The organism is Pseudanabaena sp. PCC 6802, assembly GCF_000332175.1.
GTDB lineage: Bacteria > Cyanobacteriota > Cyanobacteriia > Pseudanabaenales > Pseudanabaenaceae > PCC-6802.
On record NZ_KB235910.1, the window covers coordinates 373,278 to 389,489 of the forward strand.

Annotated in this window: 19 protein-coding genes, 1 tRNA gene and 1 pseudogene; 4 read left to right on the forward strand and 17 right to left on the reverse strand. The window is 47.9% G+C overall.

Translation table 11 applies throughout. The features are described 5' to 3' along the window. Positions 1-557: pseudogene (locus PSE6802_RS27400) on the forward strand (NF041680 family putative transposase); the annotation flags it as partial. Positions 558-624: 67 nt separating this feature from the next. Here PSE6802_RS27400 and PSE6802_RS30680 read toward each other — a convergent pair. From PSE6802_RS30680 to PSE6802_RS31670, 9 genes are all read right to left on the reverse strand, one after another. After that, positions 625-1,146: a hypothetical protein gene (locus tag PSE6802_RS30680; RefSeq protein ID WP_019498371.1), complete on the reverse strand. Its 522-nt coding sequence runs from the start codon at positions 1,144-1,146 to the stop codon at positions 625-627. A gap of 63 nt (positions 1,147-1,209) precedes the next feature. Continuing rightward, positions 1,210-2,601, reverse strand: a complete 1,392-nt coding sequence (locus PSE6802_RS27410; RefSeq protein ID WP_019498372.1) for a DEAD/DEAH box helicase — start codon at positions 2,599-2,601, stop codon at positions 1,210-1,212. Further along, positions 2,598-2,948 (reverse strand): hypothetical protein, encoded by a 351-nt coding sequence (locus PSE6802_RS0101860; protein WP_019498373.1) that lies wholly within the window; start codon positions 2,946-2,948, stop codon positions 2,598-2,600. Before PSE6802_RS0101860 ends, PSE6802_RS27410 begins: the two co-directional genes overlap by 4 nt. Next, a complete protein-coding gene (locus PSE6802_RS0101865) occupies positions 2,932-3,213 on the reverse strand; it encodes a hypothetical protein (RefSeq protein ID WP_019498374.1) in 282 nt (93 codons plus the stop codon). The genes PSE6802_RS0101860 and PSE6802_RS0101865 overlap by 17 nt, the downstream gene beginning before the upstream one ends. A gap of 96 nt (positions 3,214-3,309) precedes the next feature. After that, the gene (locus PSE6802_RS0101870) at positions 3,310-4,092 is read right to left on the reverse strand and encodes a DUF3987 domain-containing protein (protein ID WP_019498375.1); all 783 of its coding nucleotides are present in this window, start codon (positions 4,090-4,092) and stop codon (positions 3,310-3,312) included. Between the two features lie 44 nt (positions 4,093-4,136). Beyond that, positions 4,137-4,976, reverse strand: coding sequence for an IS5 family transposase (locus tag PSE6802_RS0101875; RefSeq protein ID WP_019498088.1), 840 nt, complete (start codon positions 4,974-4,976; stop codon positions 4,137-4,139). Positions 4,977-5,052: 76 nt separating this feature from the next. Then, entirely contained in the window at positions 5,053-5,355 is a 303-nt protein-coding gene (locus PSE6802_RS27415) for an Arm DNA-binding domain-containing protein (RefSeq protein ID WP_019498376.1), read from the reverse strand. Positions 5,356-5,646: 291 nt separating this feature from the next. Continuing rightward, positions 5,647-6,108 carry a hypothetical protein gene (locus PSE6802_RS27420; protein WP_019498377.1) on the reverse strand — a complete coding sequence of 154 codons (462 nt, stop codon included), beginning with the start codon at positions 6,106-6,108 and terminating at the stop codon, positions 5,647-5,649. After that, on the reverse strand, positions 6,105-6,314 hold the full coding sequence (locus PSE6802_RS31670; RefSeq protein ID WP_071592250.1) for a hypothetical protein: 210 nt from the start codon (positions 6,312-6,314) through the stop codon (positions 6,105-6,107). Before PSE6802_RS31670 ends, PSE6802_RS27420 begins: the two co-directional genes overlap by 4 nt. Positions 6,315-7,525: 1,211 nt before the next feature. On the opposite strand from PSE6802_RS31670, the gene PSE6802_RS0101890 reads away from it, so the two are divergent. Further along, positions 7,526-7,828, forward strand: coding sequence for a hypothetical protein (locus PSE6802_RS0101890; protein ID WP_019498378.1), 303 nt, complete (start codon positions 7,526-7,528; stop codon positions 7,826-7,828). Between the two features lie 98 nt (positions 7,829-7,926). Here PSE6802_RS0101890 and PSE6802_RS0101895 read toward each other — a convergent pair whose 3' ends face one another. The 8 genes from PSE6802_RS0101895 to PSE6802_RS0101930 form a co-directional block, all read right to left on the reverse strand. Beyond that, positions 7,927-8,124 carry a hypothetical protein gene (locus PSE6802_RS0101895; RefSeq protein WP_019498379.1) on the reverse strand — a complete coding sequence of 66 codons (198 nt, stop codon included), beginning with the start codon at positions 8,122-8,124 and terminating at the stop codon, positions 7,927-7,929. A 17-nt stretch (positions 8,125-8,141) separates the two neighbouring features. Next, the gene (locus PSE6802_RS0101900; protein ID WP_019498088.1) at positions 8,142-8,981 is read right to left on the reverse strand and encodes an IS5 family transposase; all 840 of its coding nucleotides are present in this window, start codon (positions 8,979-8,981) and stop codon (positions 8,142-8,144) included. A 76-nt stretch (positions 8,982-9,057) separates the two neighbouring features. Continuing rightward, complete coding sequence (locus tag PSE6802_RS0101905; protein ID WP_156815372.1) at positions 9,058-11,907, reverse strand: hypothetical protein; 2,850 nt, start codon at positions 11,905-11,907, stop codon at positions 9,058-9,060. A 72-nt stretch (positions 11,908-11,979) separates the two neighbouring features. Beyond that, positions 11,980-12,114 (reverse strand): hypothetical protein, encoded by a 135-nt coding sequence (locus tag PSE6802_RS35165; RefSeq protein ID WP_263970279.1) that lies wholly within the window; start codon positions 12,112-12,114, stop codon positions 11,980-11,982. Between the two features lie 419 nt (positions 12,115-12,533). Then, on the reverse strand, positions 12,534-12,794 hold the full coding sequence (locus PSE6802_RS0101915) for a hypothetical protein (protein ID WP_019498382.1): 261 nt from the start codon (positions 12,792-12,794) through the stop codon (positions 12,534-12,536). A 231-nt stretch (positions 12,795-13,025) separates the two neighbouring features. After that, complete coding sequence (locus PSE6802_RS0101920; RefSeq protein ID WP_156815374.1) at positions 13,026-13,991, reverse strand: hypothetical protein; 966 nt, start codon at positions 13,989-13,991, stop codon at positions 13,026-13,028. Continuing rightward, complete coding sequence (locus PSE6802_RS0101925; RefSeq protein WP_019498384.1) at positions 13,948-15,048, reverse strand: tyrosine-type recombinase/integrase; 1,101 nt, start codon at positions 15,046-15,048, stop codon at positions 13,948-13,950. Before PSE6802_RS0101925 ends, PSE6802_RS0101920 begins: the two co-directional genes overlap by 44 nt. A gap of 140 nt (positions 15,049-15,188) precedes the next feature. Then, positions 15,189-15,261: transfer RNA gene (locus PSE6802_RS0101930), tRNA-Val, on the reverse strand. A gap of 142 nt (positions 15,262-15,403) precedes the next feature. On the opposite strand from PSE6802_RS0101930, the gene PSE6802_RS27425 reads away from it, so the two are divergent. Together PSE6802_RS27425 and PSE6802_RS0101940 are read left to right on the forward strand one after the other, a co-directional pair. Next, a complete protein-coding gene (locus tag PSE6802_RS27425; RefSeq protein ID WP_019498385.1) occupies positions 15,404-15,820 on the forward strand; it encodes a hypothetical protein in 417 nt (138 codons plus the stop codon). A 5-nt stretch (positions 15,821-15,825) separates the two neighbouring features. After that, positions 15,826-16,155 (forward strand): hypothetical protein, encoded by a 330-nt coding sequence (locus tag PSE6802_RS0101940; protein WP_026102989.1) that lies wholly within the window; start codon positions 15,826-15,828, stop codon positions 16,153-16,155. Positions 16,156-16,212: the final 57 nt, after the last annotated feature.

Consider the following 16,212-nt stretch of genomic DNA (forward strand, 5'->3'; position numbering starts at 1 on the left):
TGGGACGATTGCAAATTCGTCGATGGCCAAACCTGCACTTAAAGCAAGCCGCAGACCATCCCTTTACACTCATTCTGGTCGAACGTCTTGATATGCCTGAATCGAAACCCCTGTGGTTGATTTGGGTCGCTAAAGACGAGCCAATCTTGAGTGAGGTATGGCAAAAATATCTGCGCAGATTTGCCATTGAGCATTGGTATCGCTTGGTGCGTCAACGTCTCCATTGGACAATCCCTCAGCTTTCTACCCCTGCTCAGATGGAGACTTGGTCGGACTTGATGCCTTTACTTACTTGGCAATTGTGGCTCGCTCGTGAACTTGTCCAAGACTCTCCTCTGCCTTGGCAGAAACCGATGACTAAATTGTCTCCTGGTCGAGTTGCAAATGCTTTTGCTTTAGTTTTGGTCAGGATTGGCTCTCCTTCCCCTGACCCTAAACCTCGCGGTAAGTCTCCAGGTTGGCCTCTTGGGAAAAAACGAACCCAACGGATTCGTTATCCTACTGTCAAAAAACGCTATGCCAAGCCCCTCAAAAAAGCTTCCGCTGCAACTGCTTAGCTCAACTTCTTCCCTTTTATCCTCTCTCTCGCTAGTTTCTATCTAGCGAGATGCTTCTTGTTGCCTTTTAGTCTAAACTCCAGAATTCACAAACTAATTCAACAGCGGTCTCAGACTGGCACCAATGCCTTGTAACTTGTTTTGGGATCTGCCACTTAATTCGCTCGTCAAGGGCAGTTGACAACCGCCTCAATGCAAGGAGCATCAGTGCTAAGATGGCTGACGGATAACCTGACCCCTCAAATACCTCCGGCGACAGCATGGGGAACCGATGTACCTTCTCCAGTCGAATCATCTCCAGATTTGCGATCGCTGCCTCTACGCCCCAAAGTCGATGCAGTCTTTGCCAACCCATTGCGATTTGTTGGACTAACAGATGTTCGACAGGTGTTTGGGGATTGTATTGGTCGATCAAGCCTTGCACAATCCCCTGAAATGTCTCTAAATCCTCACTCGCCAAGATCGGAGGCTGTTGAGCCAACAGCCCATGTTTTGTGGCATTGCGAGAAGCGATCGCCTTACCTCTTTTGGTAATTGCCCCGCGAGACCTAGCTCCATTTATTCGACTAATTTCGGGGGGGCAACTCATAAAACTTTCCTCATTTCAAGCCATATTAGCAATTAGGGGCGATCGCGCCTTGAAAAAGGAAATTCATGCCGCTTCCCTCTTTCTGAGTTTGAGTTCCGAGAATTTTAACCAGACCCAACCAGGCTTGTAGCCACAAGCGATCGCACAAGCCCGTAATGCTTCGAGACTCGGATCGATCTCCAAAAACTTATGCGCGACCCAACCCAGCTTGTAATCGTACCTCTTCGCCACTTCCAGTAATCTATCGAGTACCTCCAACTCGTCCGCCAGTCGCGCCTCATCCTCTGATATCTCCGTAAGCTCACAGTCAGCCTCAGCGATCGCCACTTCCTCAGACTCGATTATCTCCCCATCAGGCGATCGCTTCAGCCTTTTGCACTGGGTATTGGGATCTACGCCCTCTAGCGTCCACGTGCGATTGGCATCCGGTAGACCGTGAATACCCCAATTGTTCGTATGGTCGAGAATTGTCGCGTACTCTTTGTCATGAGAGGGTCTCAAAACACGTCCCACCATCTGCAACCACAGCGCTAAGGATTTAGTCGGTCGGGCAATCTGAACGCACGCGATCGCAGGTAGATCGAAGCCTTCGCTGACGATGCCGCAATTGGTCAGCACCAGAGTCTCACCACTACGGAAACGATCTAAGATTGCCCTGCGCTCGTCACTAGGAGTAGTGCCATCTAGATGCTCTGCGGATATTTCTTCGGAGGAATAACGATCGCAAATCTCCTTTGAGTGATTCACATTTATCGCGAAAACTACACAGCGCTTTCGATCGGCATACTTGCGGTATGAGGCGATCAGGTTGCCACTGAGTAATGCCGCATCGACAGCATTAGCCAATTGTTTTTGATTGTAGTCGCCGCCAACCGTGCGCACGCCCCTGGTATCGATTGGGTTGGCATCGGCATAGAGCTTGAACGGGCAGAGATGCCCGTCAGCAATTAACTCTTTGACGGAAATACCAGTTACCATGTGGTCGAAAAGACCGTCAAAGCCGCTCCCATCAGTGCGAATAGGCGTAGCGGTGACCCCCAGAATTTTTGATTCGGGGTAGTTATCTAAGACTTTGCGATAGGTATCTGCCGTGCTGTGGTGTGCTTCATCAATTATTGCTAAGCCAGCTTTAGGCAACTCTCGTCTGACCAGGCTCTGGATACTAGCAACCTGAATCGGGAATAGAGGGTTAGATGGGTAACCGGCTTTGATAATACCTACGGGGCGATCGCACCACCGCTGTAGGTGTTCGTTCAGTTGCACGACTAACTCCTCACGATGGGCGATCGCCACGACACCCTCATGCTGCAACTCGCGTGCGATCGCGCTCAGGATTACGGACTTACCACCGCCTGTGGGTAATTGCATCAGTACCCGTCTATTACCCGATTGCCAAGCTCTAAATACTTTTTCTACGAGCGATCGCTGGTAAGGTCTCAATTTTACTTCTGTCATAGATCGCCATCCTCCCAGCGCTCCAATTCTTCGGCATAAAGCCAGGTCGTAATGTTGCCATCAGGTAGGGCTGCATTTCCTAGCCCATCGTGATGCCAGCAACGAAAAATCATCGGTACACCACCGTACTGCACGGCAAATCTCTTGCCAATGTATCGAACGCGATCGCCTGGCTTTAGCTTTTGGGTTGGCATCTTCCAGCGAGTAATCGCGGCTATGGGCACCCGTTTTAATCCACTGGGTGTCTGCAACACTACCCGATCGCCCTCGTTCTGGGCAACAGTGCAACCAACGCCAGACTTTCCGAAGGCGATCGCACCCACTGGAGGCTTAGAACTCTTCAGCATCTTCGATAGCCTCCGAGTCAGGCCGTTTTGGTTCGTTAAGGCTAACCCCCTCAGATTTCAAATCAGGAATTTTTTCCTTTAAAGAAGTAGTCCTTGTAGTCCAAAGCCCTTGGATCTCTTTTCCCTCCTGTATTTCGTCTTGGACTACTGGGTAGTCCGTTGGATAGTCCATGCGTTCCACGTAGTCCAAAATTTGCTCTGGTGCAAACGAGTTATGACCATTTGAACTGCTTTGGACTACATCTTGGACTACCGGATAGTCCATGCTTAATGCTTTGCCCAGATTAGTTTCTAGCGTTTTTGGACTATTGTGACTACTTTCATGATTAATTTGAATTTGATAGTTGGTACTATCTTCGGGTTAACCATTATTAATTGCGTAACCGAGAGACACCACTTTGGACATAAACTGACGGCATAAGTTGGAACTTGGTTTGGGTTTAGTCGTCCACCAATCTCTGATTTGCCTCGATCTCAGCCACCCACACCCTTTAAACCGATTCACGAATCGGACGATCCTCGATGCTTCGGGGCTATCAGACGTACCGATCTCGCAATACAGCATCTTAGTCTGACCCAATAACCAGCGGGTGAACTGGATCGCCTGAAATAGGGTATCCCCTGGAATAGTTGTTTCTGGGTATACGCCAGCTAACTTTGCGTTGGCAATGTGTGTAATCAGGGCAATCCGTGCTGCAACTTCTTTTAGCTTTGGATAAGCTGCCCTCAGAATTCCTGAGGGTTCTTGCTTGATAAAATCGCCTATCTCGCTGTTCCACTGGTTCCAGAAAGCGATCGCCTCACGAGATAATCTATAAGTCTGCGCTGGGTGCTGATTAAGGCCGAGATACAAAGCCTTTAGAAGTGGAGACAGATCGACGTGGGTTCGCTCGGAGATACCAGGGGGAGTAGTTATAGGTAGTCTAACCCAGATAAAACGCGCCCATAGTCCATCCTCTGACGTGGCATCGTCTAGAACCTGCTTTTCAAGAACCGATGGCTGGATACCACCTAAAAGGCTGATTGAGGTGCGGTGAAGGTAGATAGGTTCTGAGGATTTCCGATTGACCTTGATTGCGCTGCCACTGTAGGAACTAAGCCAACGTTGCCGATCGCTTCCTTTCCCATTTCTGTAAGCATCCATACTCTTAAGAAACCCTGCTAGCTCGTCAATAGACCTCTTGCAAATTAGCCAACTGAGGAGCCTTGAGAGCGTTCAAAATTGTAGAGACCAGCAATTAGATTGCAACGCAAACCAAAGCGGTGACGACGATTGCGATAGCGTCCAGATAAGATGCGGAAGATCTTCAAGCGGCGATTAACATGCTCAATGCCAACCCGTTGGCGCGCAAGTTGGCGGTTGAACGCTTTCTGCTCAGGCGTAAGCTGACCACCTTTCGGTTTCTTGTGGGGTAAGCGGCAGTAGAGATGCAGTTTCTGGATGCCTTGATAACCCTTGTCCTGCAAACTCTCGGTTTGAGGATGGAAATGGATGCCAGAAGCTTTGAACAGCTTGAAATCATGCCGTCGCCCCTTGCCGAAAAACGTACAGATAATCTGCCCAGTAAGAGCGTCAATTATGAGTTGACATTTGAGCGTGTGCCCTTTCTGTTTGCCGCTATAAAAGGCACGTTGGTGCCGCTTAGGACGCTCAATGCGAGTTTCAGTCACATCAACGATCGCGACTGTAGGTATCCCAAAGCCCCGCACCAACTGGCGCTTCCCAGGTAGTCGAAAGCGACGTGAGCGGATTAAAGTCTCCTCTACCCAATGCACTATTCGACAAACTGTAGACTCGCTGATGCCCCAACTAGTGGCGATGTGAAAGTAGGTGCGATATTCCCGCCAATACTCGAAGGCAACCAATATGCGGTCTTCTAGTCCGAGTTTAGGCTTGGCTCCAGGTGTTGGCGTTGCTCGCCACTCTGGTTTAAGCACTTTCACAATTGCTTTGAACGTATTAGTCTCGATACCAAATCGACGCTTAAAGTGTGCAGCAGGTAGGGTTTGCGCTATTATATAGTTCATCATCAGGACGCTTTTTCGTTATTGCTATGTCCTGATATTTTCCTATCTTGGGGTTCTTTGGCAACTCAACCTCAACCTAATCTGCAAGAGGTCTATTAGTCAGGTTTTTCTCTTTTGCGATCGCCTCGACATAGCGATCGAATAAATCCGGTACGTTAACCTCAATGGCACTCTTACCTATTGTTTTTGGGCTGTATTTCATTAGCGTTGAATCGAAGTAGCCAGCAGCGATATCAACCTCGATAGTTGCTGCTTTCTGCTTGGCTACTGCCCTACCTGTGGCATTATCATCAACGCCTAAACTCAAACCGTATCGCTTACCTTGATAGTGCCATCTGAGCCTCAAGCGATCGTCATTACTCTCTATCCAAACTGTCATTTTTTCTGGGTGTATTTCTGGGTGAATTTACTAACCCAAACAACCCCTAACAGCCTATTTTCGTTGGCTTATTGACAACAAAAACGACCTTCAAGAGTTCTTTGGAACTCCCAAAAGCCTTACCAGTAGCGGTTCCCCAACCGATGGGCGATGAGGGACTCGAACCCCCGACATTCTCGGTGTAAACGAGAGGTCATCATTGGCTGGAGTTCTTGGTAGGCAAGGCTTTTAGGCATTTTCAATAAAGTAGCGGGGTGAATATCGGGGTGACAGTGAGATGTCAATCACCATTCACTGGTGTGCTAACAGGCGATCTACTTTGTTCTCAATTGCATTGAGTTTTCTGAGGATAGTGGGACGGTCTTCGTCTAAGTTGGCAAGTAGCCTTGCTATCCCCTCCTGGGTATCGGCTAAACGAATCATGGCTTGATTCAACTGTGACGATGACTGCTGTTGAGTTGAAACTAGCTGAGCGACATCGCGACCGATTGCCTGGGTTACTGCTCTTAGATCGTCCATCTGTTCGTTACCGCTACTAATGAAATGCTCCAACCGTTCGTCAATGCGGGTTATTGCTTCACTATTAGCGGCGATCGCCCTAGCGTTGCTTTCCTGGATTTGTTCGATGCGAGTTAAGCGATCGTTACTGGCAGCGGTAGCTTCGCGTATTGCTTCATGATTAGCAGCGATCGCAGTTGCCACCGTAGCAGCAAACCGATCTAGCGTCTCATCTGTCCAGCGTTCGACCGTCATTGTTGACTACCTCCCATTAACTCTCGTTGTGCTGCCTCGGTGATGACCCGTCGTAACCATGCCGATCGGTTGGGTAGCGATCGCACTAAAGCGTCAATGTCTCGGAATAGTCTGACCTGTACTTGTGTTTCAGCTAGAGGTTGTGTGCTGTCATCGCATCGCTGCCAGGGATGACGATTTTCAGGTCTAGGGTTAGGGTTGCTCACAGATTGACTATATAGTTTGCCGTATACCGTTAATGATGACCCATAGGCTGGGGGTTGGTCAACCACTGACTGATGATTGTTGTCTATAGTTTTGAGGGGTATATATAAGCTCTACTTATAGACGTTGGCGGTTAAGTTGCTAATGCTGACCGCAGCTACTGAACACGAGGTGCAGTGCTGACATGGGGCAGTCAATGTGTGTAGCGAATAGGTTACAGCGCTCAAAATCGTACAATTTTCAAACAGGCGATGATGGGCAAGGTAAGGGCTACCCTATCATACCCCAGCAAGGTTAGTGTCGTTTTCACCGCACTACAAATCGTACAAATTCAAACAGGGTGTTACTGCTTAGCTGACGGATGATGTTGTTGACCTTAGCTGACTGTTGGGCGATCAATAGAGCGATCGCTGCCTTAGCTACTGCGCTAACTGATTGCTTAGTTGCAACGTGGTGACCTTATTGATGCACTACAGCGTACTACAACGCACTACAAGATGCTAGTCAACCACTGCTACTCGTGGGTGATTACAGCATCCAACTAAATTGGTATGCGCAAGGTGTCTCAAACTCTTTTTCTGACTGGTGTGTAGAGTTTGCTGGTGACGATGGGTGACGATGGGTGACGATACCCAAATTCATCGTCACCACCTCAAAGCTATGCTGAGTAAGGTTTTCGAGGTGCGGGTGACGATGGTGACGATGAATTGAAGTCCTTTATATATATACCCCTATATACCCCCTATATATATGATCGCTTTACCTCTCTGGCTATAAAGATTTCAAAACATCGTCACCATCGTCACCCGACCTCTGAAAGCCCCTCACAGTAAGGATTCTAGCGGTGACGATGAATTTGGGTATCGTCACCCATCGTCACCAGCGAATCCTATAAGTCTCTCGCAGCAAAGGTTACATCGATTTTTAATCTACCAACTATTTACCAACCAAAACATCGTCACCATCGTTACCCGACCAACCATTCAGTCAGAAATGTATCTAATTGTTACAAATTGCATGGTAAATCATCGTCACCATCGTCACCTAATTTTTGCACTCCAATTTATCGTCACCATCGTCACCAATCAGCATGACCCACCCACATCATCAGTCAGCAAGTCAGGGATCGTCAGCACATCTGTATGTAGTTGATAGTCACCATCGTCAGTTTTTTGGGCATGATTCATTAAATGTAAGCAATAGAGAAAAACAAATGACTACCTCACCCACTAACTTTGACAAGCTAGTCTCGCTACCGTCTGATTTAGTAAAATCCCTTGTCTCCATTTGTGAAGATGCTGCTAAATTTGGCTATGAGAAAATTGGTGCCCATCACGTTCACGATCCTGGATTAGGATCGTGTGTCGATTACGGGGGAGAGATCGGTGTAGTGGCATCGATCGCTACCACAGGGAAAGGCTTAAAACTTTACGGATGTCAGTTCGTTGATGAGTTTCGCATGTTGGGTCTACACGATTTTTGTTTAGTACTTTTGGATGAGGGGGCGATCGCATAGCCAAAAAAAAAAAGGCGATGGCATGTTCACCACCGCATATACCCCCAGCAAGCGATCGCTAGACCACCCCAACAGTCGCCTAAGCGATCGCCTACCCCCTAGTTAGCCTGCAACTTTCGCACTTGCCACATGACACCTAGCTTACTCTTGCTACCCTTATCAAGCCGATAGCCCCTAGTTCTGACACCAACCTGAAGTCTGAGCCAATACCCCAGCTTTTTTGTGTCCATACCCCAAAGACCAGTCCCATAATGCTCCTGCAAGTGGTCTTGCAACTGCACTATTTCAGGACGCACATTAGACCTCTTGCAAATTAGCCAACTGAGGAGCCTTGAGAGCGTTCAAAATTGTAGAGACCAGCAATTAGATTGCAACGCAAACCAAAGCGGTGACGACGATTGCGATAGCGTCCAGATAAGATGCGGAAGATCTTCAAGCGGCGATTAACATGCTCAATGCCAACCCGTTGGCGCGCAAGTTGGCGGTTGAACGCTTTCTGCTCAGGCGTAAGCTGACCACCTTTCGGTTTCTTGTGGGGTAAGCGGCAGTAGAGATGCAGTTTCTGGATGCCTTGATAACCCTTGTCCTGCAAACTCTCGGTTTGAGGATGGAAATGGATGCCAGAAGCTTTGAACAGCTTGAAATCATGCCGTCGCCCCTTGCCGAAAAACGTACAGATAATCTGCCCAGTAAGAGCGTCAATTATGAGTTGACATTTGAGCGTGTGCCCTTTCTGTTTGCCGCTATAAAAGGCACGTTGGTGCCGCTTAGGACGCTCAATGCGAGTTTCAGTCACATCAACGATCGCGACTGTAGGTATCCCAAAGCCCCGCACCAACTGGCGCTTCCCAGGTAGTCGAAAGCGACGTGAGCGGATTAAAGTCTCCTCTACCCAATGCACTATTCGACAAACTGTAGACTCGCTGATGCCCCAACTAGTGGCGATGTGAAAGTAGGTGCGATATTCCCGCCAATACTCGAAGGCAACCAATATGCGGTCTTCTAGTCCGAGTTTAGGCTTGGCTCCAGGTGTTGGCGTTGCTCGCCACTCTGGTTTAAGCACTTTCACAATTGCTTTGAACGTATTAGTCTCGATACCAAATCGACGCTTAAAGTGTGCAGCAGGTAGGGTTTGCGCTATTATATAGTTCATCATCAGGACGCTTTTTCGTTATTGCTATGTCCTGATATTTTCCTATCTTGGGGTTCTTTGGCAACTCAACCTCAACCTAATCTGCAAGAGGTCTATTTATGCCACCAGACTGATCGGTCACCACCTTAGCCAAGTCAGTAGCAGTCCACTCACGATCGCCTAGCACACTATGCACCAGACTCAGAAAGTCACCCAATCGATTAAGGTTCGGGTCTTCCTCTCTAAGTAGTTTCTGGCTGTCAACGGGATCTGCTTCACCTAACCACACCAACGGCTGTCTGACATAACGATCCCATTGCTCGTAACTGGGTAACGGTCTTTGCTGGTTAGGCGAAGATTGCAGACAAGCCATAGTCACAGTCAGCAGTGCGCTTACCAACCTGACACGCTCCTTAGTTACATAGGGCAATATCTCGCGCCTGAACGAGCGATCGCTAGGGTTCTCAAAGGGTGACTCCAGATTAATACCTATCGTTCGCCTGATCGCATCGCTGACCACACCTACATGGTTACCATTGGCAATCCCCAGAGCAGAGTTAGGCACAGTCAGCATCGCGGTGCTACCCAGAATGCGACCTGAATAAAACTCACTGGTCAATATGCTCTCCAGTGCAGCACCACGCAGAGACACGTTATTGCAGTTGTCCAGATTGACTACCTGCGCACCGCTGCCTAACACTGCCAGTAGCTTCTTAGCCATTTCCTCTTCCTTAGCATCCCAAGCGATCGTACTGGGACAAGCGCGATCGCCTAACAACAGTTTGCTTGCGATCGCGGCAAGAGTTGACTTACCAGTGCCAGGGGATGCTGCATTAATGACGTGCATAGGTGCCAATGCATAGCACTTTCTGGTCACGGCAGTTAGCAGCAAGCTTAGTGCGCAAGACCCATCCAGGTCGCTAACAAAGGGGAACTCAGCCAGCAACTCCTTAATGCAGGCGATCGCATTGACCGCATCAGCTTGAGTTGGTGACTTAGGTATATCTGCATAGTCAGCAGGATCGAATAACAACAGTAGCTTACTGTCACGGTCATATCCAGGGGTGTTGCACAGGGTACCATCCGATCGGATTGCAGGTATGTGTGAAATACCTCTTAGCTCGCACAACATACTGAGGTTGTTGAAAGTGCGCAGGCGTTCGGCTAGTTCGGTGGGGCATGTATAGTAGTGAACTGTCGGTGCGCTGTTCTTTGAACCTCCTGTTACGATGTAAAACACAAAATGCTCGTTAACCGCTCCAGCCCAATCTTTCTGAGAGAGCAACTGACTAATGGTATAGGAGCGATCGCCTGAGTCATTGTGCGACTCCTGTTGTTTTAGTCGCACGGGTGTATAACCATACTGACGGTTACCCTGCAAATAAAGGCGCTCGACATCCTCACCCCCTTCATTCAGCAGTTGGAATATTTCACGAATAGTACTATCCATAGATAGCGCATCGGGCTTACCTAACTCGATCTTGTCACCCCCCGACCACCCATTAGCTCTGGCATGGTAAAACAGCGTCCCGATCGTAAAGTTGTAGTTGCCATCACGTATCCGCTCCCACTCAGCATCACTCAGATCGCCTCTCTTGACAGCGAACAACTCATCAGCAGTCTCAACACCGTAGGTATTCTTCACAGCCCAATAGCTTTCAGTGAACTGCTGGTAGGTGTTCTCACCTGCTACCCGCTCCTTAATGTAGGGGATAGCTGACAAGACCTTATCTCTGAGGTGATACGAAGTAGTACGCATCGCTACCTGGACGTTATCAGAGAGGTCATCCAGATTAATAGGTTCCTTCTGTTTGGTACCTCTGATTTGTGACTTTTTGGTTTGAAAGCTACTGTTAGCAGGGGTCAGACCCTTAGGTGCGATCTTATGACTATGACTGCTCCTATCTGGCAAAGGTGGCAACCAGTCCTCTATTGCAGCTAAATCCCAAGGAGTCTCATCGCGAACAAACAACCTGACAGGGGTCATCTCGAAGGTGTTCTCAGCGCTATTGAAAGCTACATGATCGAAACCTGGTACGCGCATCAGTCGGGCAGCATCGCAAATGCTACTATCGCTACCTTCCATAAAAGCTACCAGTCGCCTTTGCAGGTTTTCTCTAATCGACCAGTCCATACCATCTACAAGATAGTAGGCATGGATTGACTTTCGAGTGACCACTAGCCAGTTAGGTTTCAGGTCTAACCCGTCAATGAAAGCTACCTGATCGTCCATACCCAGGTTGTCAAACTCAAACATCAACACAGACGGTGTGTGTTTAGTTCCCTCCCAAGTCACGCACTTATTTATACCGATACCGTGTACGTGCGCGTAGATGCCCCAGCCCCGTTGGTTAGTCTTCACTAGCGCCTCTAGGTTTGGTGAGGGTGACTGAACCTCCTCCTTAGCCAATGGTTTCAGATAATCACACTGCCAATCTCTCTTGATGTTGATGTTAACAATAGCAGCGGGGTTTATAGACTTGTTTTTTTTGCTCCGCTCTCTACCCTTAAGGTCGATCCTTTGGGGGTAACACCTACCTCCATCTGTCACCAGATAGATGGGGGTGGAAGGACACCAAAGATCTTCCTTATTGGTGTACCCCCAGTCTTTATGCTTAAACCACTGTTCGGGGTAACCTTTGCAGGCGATCGCTTTGAATAGCAACCCTGCACTCTTTTGCAATTCTGGGTATGGGTCGAGCAGTTTTCCACCCACCAGTTTAGAGGGGGCATCACGTACATCATCCACATCGCGATCTAGCAGTTGGATAAATTTACCCACGACTGTAAAGCGATCGCCTGCAACCTCTACGAACTCTGAGGGAATGCTGTAGCTAGGGGCTATACGCGAGATCCCTGGAGCAGTGGTTGTGGTGCCACTGCTAAGGTCTAAGGTAGACTCCAGATTAGGGGCTAGGTTAGGCTCTAAAGTAGCAACAGTAGACACTCTGGGGGGTGCAACACCTTTAGAAAAAGTGTTGATAATTGTGTTATTATTAGGGCTATACATTTTTCTAAATCAGGGGTGAACTCTCTGGTTTTTTTGTATCTGTGGGGTGGGCAGCGATATTACCAGAGCACCGTCGGTCAACTCTTCTACACCCCAACCGTTCTCCTCAAATGCAGCAAACTCTCCTGTTTCCCACTCCTCCATAAAGATTCGATACAGGTCACTTGAGGGGAAGGCTACAGAAGTATCCGAACCGTCCGTGGGTGAGTACCATAGTAAACTCACATGGTGCTGCAAATGGGGGTGCTGAGAAAAAATAAATCTAGGGTTGAACCTAGCAGGTATTGTCTTTAGAAACACGTTGGTACACTTGGTATGAATTAGTTCGCGCCGCCTCTTAGTCAGATACCGATAGCAACGTGCGTACTCTTGTGTTTGACGTAGGAGATATTCAAAGTCCCTAACATGATCGGTGTGCTTAGTCGATCGATTAGAAGGTTTGTTACTGTTTCTGTGTGCGGCTCTAGCCAGGTAAATCATTCTAGCTGGGGCACTCCTTGTGGAGTCTATAGGGGCAACTAGATCTATAGAGTCGTTAAATATCATAAACGTCTGAGAATCAGTCATGATGCTCTCTCCATTGCTAAGGTTGATAAATACTGTTCGACCAAACGTTGATGCTGTGGACTGTTGCCATTCAGCAGGTAGTCCTGCACCAGGGGTAGGTTCCAAAGGATTTTGCGATTGGGCTGAATCCAATACAGCGGACTGGGTAACTCTCTGCGTAGTTCAGCTTCAAGAGACTTTCCTAGATCGAAGTACGATCGGAGTGTGTTGGTGCTGACGAACCTCCAGCGAGCGTAAATGTTTTTCTTAGTCTTCATAGGCATATATTGGCTGGGGAAGCTAATAAGGCTTTTAAGATTACACAGCCATCATCTCAGCCCCCCAAACCTCCCCATGTGTAAACGGGGAAAAATGCGAAAAGTTTTACAAAAACTTTACAATAGGTCGCCCTGTAGGGTTAGCTCTCTCCATTGGTAGAGAGAAGAATTGACTACTCCCCGCTCTAAAGAGACGAGGCTACCAACCCTATTGAAAATTTTTTGTGTTGACTAAACTTTGCCCCGTGAGCGCGGTAACCGTGTTACATAGGTGTACCTACCGTATTGTTTGGTCATGTTGTTGAAGTGCTCCATAGCATTTAGGAATTGACGAATGTGTGATGCTAAGTCTTTTCCGCGCCCATCACCACCCTCAGCATCAGCTACCAGTGCGATCGCCTCTTCTACTAGCAACTCAACGATGAAGAACCGCCAATCAATAACCCCTTCTTTTAGTCGCTTGACTATAGTGGTTAGTTGCTCTTTAACGCGAGGACGTGGCGACATACTGTCAATATAGGCATCCCAGTTAAACCTATCTGGCTTTATCAGATCGTCCAAAGTAAGAGAGACGATAGGGTCACCATCCTGCGCGGACTTGAGTTTTTTTCTCTGCGCTCTAATCCAATCTGTCATCATAGGGTGAATAACGTCATCCTTGGGTGTTAGCTTCGCATCTATAGGAAACAGTTTCTCTAGGCACTCAGCATATTCCATGCAAAACCATAGTTCATTTTCTCCCCCTGCTCTCTGTGCGAGTTCGGAGTAGCTATAGATTTGACGGGCAAACTCGCGCTTAGCTACCGAGTAGTCAACAAAAAATTTGATAACACCTTCATCTGTACCGTATAACTTTCGGCGTAACTCCTCTTTCTCGGGTGAGTCAGGCATCTCTATGTGAGCCAACCCGTGCCCTAGTTTTTTGTAAAGGTCAGATGTGACATCTAGTTGGTCTTTACCGATAGGCGACTCTATGCCTTGAGGGGGGAAACTCCATAGTTGCTGGATGACATCATCCTTACTGATCGATCGGAAGTGGCTCTTAAACGATTGCGAAGTCACCCATTTTTTTGCAGGGTCTTTAGCTAAACCCCATTTATGGCGATCGTCTCCCAACAACAAATTAGGGTCATTCCAGTTAATCTGCATCTTTCTAAAACTCCACAAATACTGACTGTTGTTCAATTGCACTGGCATAGCTCTGATGCAGCACCCTAGGATCGTGTCCTGTCGCTTCAGCCACCTGAAGATAGTTAGCACCATTGGCTAGGGCGTGGCTGATAGCTGTGTGTCTAGTGCTGTAAGGTTTGCGATACTCGATGTGACACTGTTCTAGAATGTGCTTCCACGCCCTATTTCTGAAGTTATGGCTATCGATATAACCCCCCTTAGGTGATGGGAACACTAGGTCATCAGGCTTTGGTTGTAATGCCTCATGACGCGATCGCAGCATCTCACTTACCTTAGAACTGAGCAGAATAGTCCTGGCTTTACCTGTCTTGGTGGACTTGCGCTTACCGTCAGCGATGCTCTGACCGATCCATGCAGTCTGATAGTCAGCACCTAAGTGTTTCCATTGCAAGGCGATCGCTTCACCTAACCTGCACCCCGTCCCGAACAGGAACTGAACGAAAGGGTAGTAGTGACTGTAGTAGCGATCGCCCTCAAAGGCAGCCAGGATCGCTTTGATTTCAGCAGTGGTGAACGGTCTGACTTTCTGCTTAGGTTGGGGCTTGATGCGAGCAAGTGGAGCGATCCAGGGGTTTTCATCAGCGATGTGATATTTACCCCTTGCCCAGTCCCAGCAACTCCTAAGCATCCAGAGGTACTCTTTAGCGGTGCGATCGCTGACATGCTCTTTTAGGTAGGCAGCAAAGTCACCAGCTATGCGATCGCTTACTGTGACTGCTGGTAGAGTTAGGTGCTGCCTGACATGGGCTTGAATGCCTTGATATCGTCGTAGCGAACCATTAGTCAGGTTTTTATCACGGGCGATTGCCTCGACATAGCGATCGAATAGCTGAGGTGCAGTTAACTCTGTGGCATTCTTGCCTAGAAGTTTGGGCTTATATTTCAGCAGACTTGGATCGAAGTAGCCAGCGCTGATATCTAACTCGATCTGTGCTGCTTTCTGACGGGCTAATGCTCTGCCAGTAGGATTATCGCTAACCGCTGCTGACAAGGTGTATCGCTTGCCCTGGTACAACCAACGCAGTCTGAGTCTGCCGTTGTGGTTTTCTATCGTGACTTTCATAGCGGGGTAAAAATCGGGGTAAATTTACAACCCAAATAACCCTTATCAGCCTATTTTCATTGGCTTATTGACAGCAAAAACGACCTTCGAGAGTTACTTGGAACTCCCAAAAGCCTTACCAGTAAAGGTTCCCCAACCGATGGGCGATGAGGGACTCGAACCCCCGACATTCTCGGTGTAAACGAGACGCTCTACCAACTGAGCTAATCGCCCTAAAATTTTGACTTTTAGGATTGTAGCAGACTTATATTACTTTATCCTAGCACTCAGACAAAATTCGCTGTTCGCCTTACAATTTTGTAAATATGCTATGTTTTTGCCAACTTAGCGGTATTTGCCGCGATCGCCTTTATTAATGACACCACAAGACCCACCACCAAACTTACCAACTCCTGCCAAAGGACAACAGCAAACAAAATTAGGTAGGCTCACCGAAACGCTTTTACAAAATATCTGGGAACCACTTGACTTGGTGGGCAAGGGGTTAATGGGGGATTTATGGCGTACAGTCTACCTTTCAGTTCAAGATGCTATTGCGCTCGGTGTTCTGGTAAAAGTCCCAAATTTAGTGGGGCAGTTTTTTATTGGCAAGAGTTTTACGAGCTTTGATATTTGCCTTAAGGAAAATCCTCTAGGTTCTGTGTTCTATGCCTGCTTTATAATCGTAGCAGCAGATTTTTTTGCTCTGGATCGTTTTAGCGAAGCGCATTGTCAGACGCTTCTTAACAGAGTGGTCGGAGATAAGCGATCGGCAAAGGCACGAGGGAGGTAATGAAGATGACTCTCAGTAACTGTAGAGAAATAAGCCTGGATGAGGAGGCTAAAACTGGGTTGCTCTCCCTTGTAAAGCAATCTGCCCAGGTAGGAGCAGGTCTGTTCGGGTTACTCTTGCTGACAGGTGGAAATCCACCAGTGTATGTGATGGCACTAGGTGTAGTTGGTGGAATTGTCTTTGTGGCATGGCAAGATAAGAATGCTCGTTTTACAAATAGTGTTGGTATCTCTGAAGAACTCAAGCAGGATTTAATAGAATGGGGCGCTATCTTTGAGGATAACCCTCCTTCAGGGGAGTCTGTATCCTCTCCCCGATCGCCAGTCAAAAAATAGCTTGAATACTAGAATATTCAATTACAGAGTTCTCTTGGCAAATATCCAATGCAAGGA

What these genes read in the sequence shown, in the direction of transcription:
- PSE6802_RS30680 (WP_019498371.1), bottom strand. Translation starts at nt 1,146, where the DNA reads ATGAGTTGCCCCCCCGAAATTAGTCGAATAAATGGAGCTAGGTCTCGC.
- PSE6802_RS27410 (WP_019498372.1), bottom strand. Translation starts at nt 2,601, where the DNA reads ATGACAGAAGTAAAATTGAGACCTTACCAGCGATCGCTCGTAGAAAAA.
- PSE6802_RS0101860 (WP_019498373.1), bottom strand. Translation starts at nt 2,948, where the DNA reads ATGCTGAAGAGTTCTAAGCCTCCAGTGGGTGCGATCGCCTTCGGAAAG.
- PSE6802_RS0101865 (WP_019498374.1), bottom strand. Translation starts at nt 3,213, where the DNA reads ATGGACTATCCGGTAGTCCAAGATGTAGTCCAAAGCAGTTCAAATGGT.
- PSE6802_RS0101870 (WP_019498375.1), bottom strand. Translation starts at nt 4,092, where the DNA reads ATGGATGCTTACAGAAATGGGAAAGGAAGCGATCGGCAACGTTGGCTT.
- PSE6802_RS0101875 (WP_019498088.1), bottom strand. Translation starts at nt 4,976, where the DNA reads ATGAACTATATAATAGCGCAAACCCTACCTGCTGCACACTTTAAGCGT.
- PSE6802_RS27415 (WP_019498376.1), bottom strand. Translation starts at nt 5,355, where the DNA reads ATGACAGTTTGGATAGAGAGTAATGACGATCGCTTGAGGCTCAGATGG.
- PSE6802_RS27420 (WP_019498377.1), bottom strand. Translation starts at nt 6,108, where the DNA reads ATGACGGTCGAACGCTGGACAGATGAGACGCTAGATCGGTTTGCTGCT.
- PSE6802_RS0101890 (WP_019498378.1), top strand. Translation starts at nt 7,526, where the DNA reads ATGACTACCTCACCCACTAACTTTGACAAGCTAGTCTCGCTACCGTCT.
- PSE6802_RS0101900 (WP_019498088.1), bottom strand. Translation starts at nt 8,981, where the DNA reads ATGAACTATATAATAGCGCAAACCCTACCTGCTGCACACTTTAAGCGT.
- PSE6802_RS35165 (WP_263970279.1), bottom strand. Translation starts at nt 12,114, where the DNA reads ATGGAGGAGTGGGAAACAGGAGAGTTTGCTGCATTTGAGGAGAACGGT.
- PSE6802_RS0101915 (WP_019498382.1), bottom strand. Translation starts at nt 12,794, where the DNA reads ATGAAGACTAAGAAAAACATTTACGCTCGCTGGAGGTTCGTCAGCACC.
- PSE6802_RS0101920 (WP_156815374.1), bottom strand. Translation starts at nt 13,991, where the DNA reads ATGCCAGTGCAATTGAACAACAGTCAGTATTTGTGGAGTTTTAGAAAG.
- PSE6802_RS0101925 (WP_019498384.1), bottom strand. Translation starts at nt 15,048, where the DNA reads ATGAAAGTCACGATAGAAAACCACAACGGCAGACTCAGACTGCGTTGG.
- PSE6802_RS27425 (WP_019498385.1), top strand. Translation starts at nt 15,404, where the DNA reads ATGACACCACAAGACCCACCACCAAACTTACCAACTCCTGCCAAAGGA.
- PSE6802_RS0101940 (WP_026102989.1), top strand. Translation starts at nt 15,826, where the DNA reads ATGACTCTCAGTAACTGTAGAGAAATAAGCCTGGATGAGGAGGCTAAA.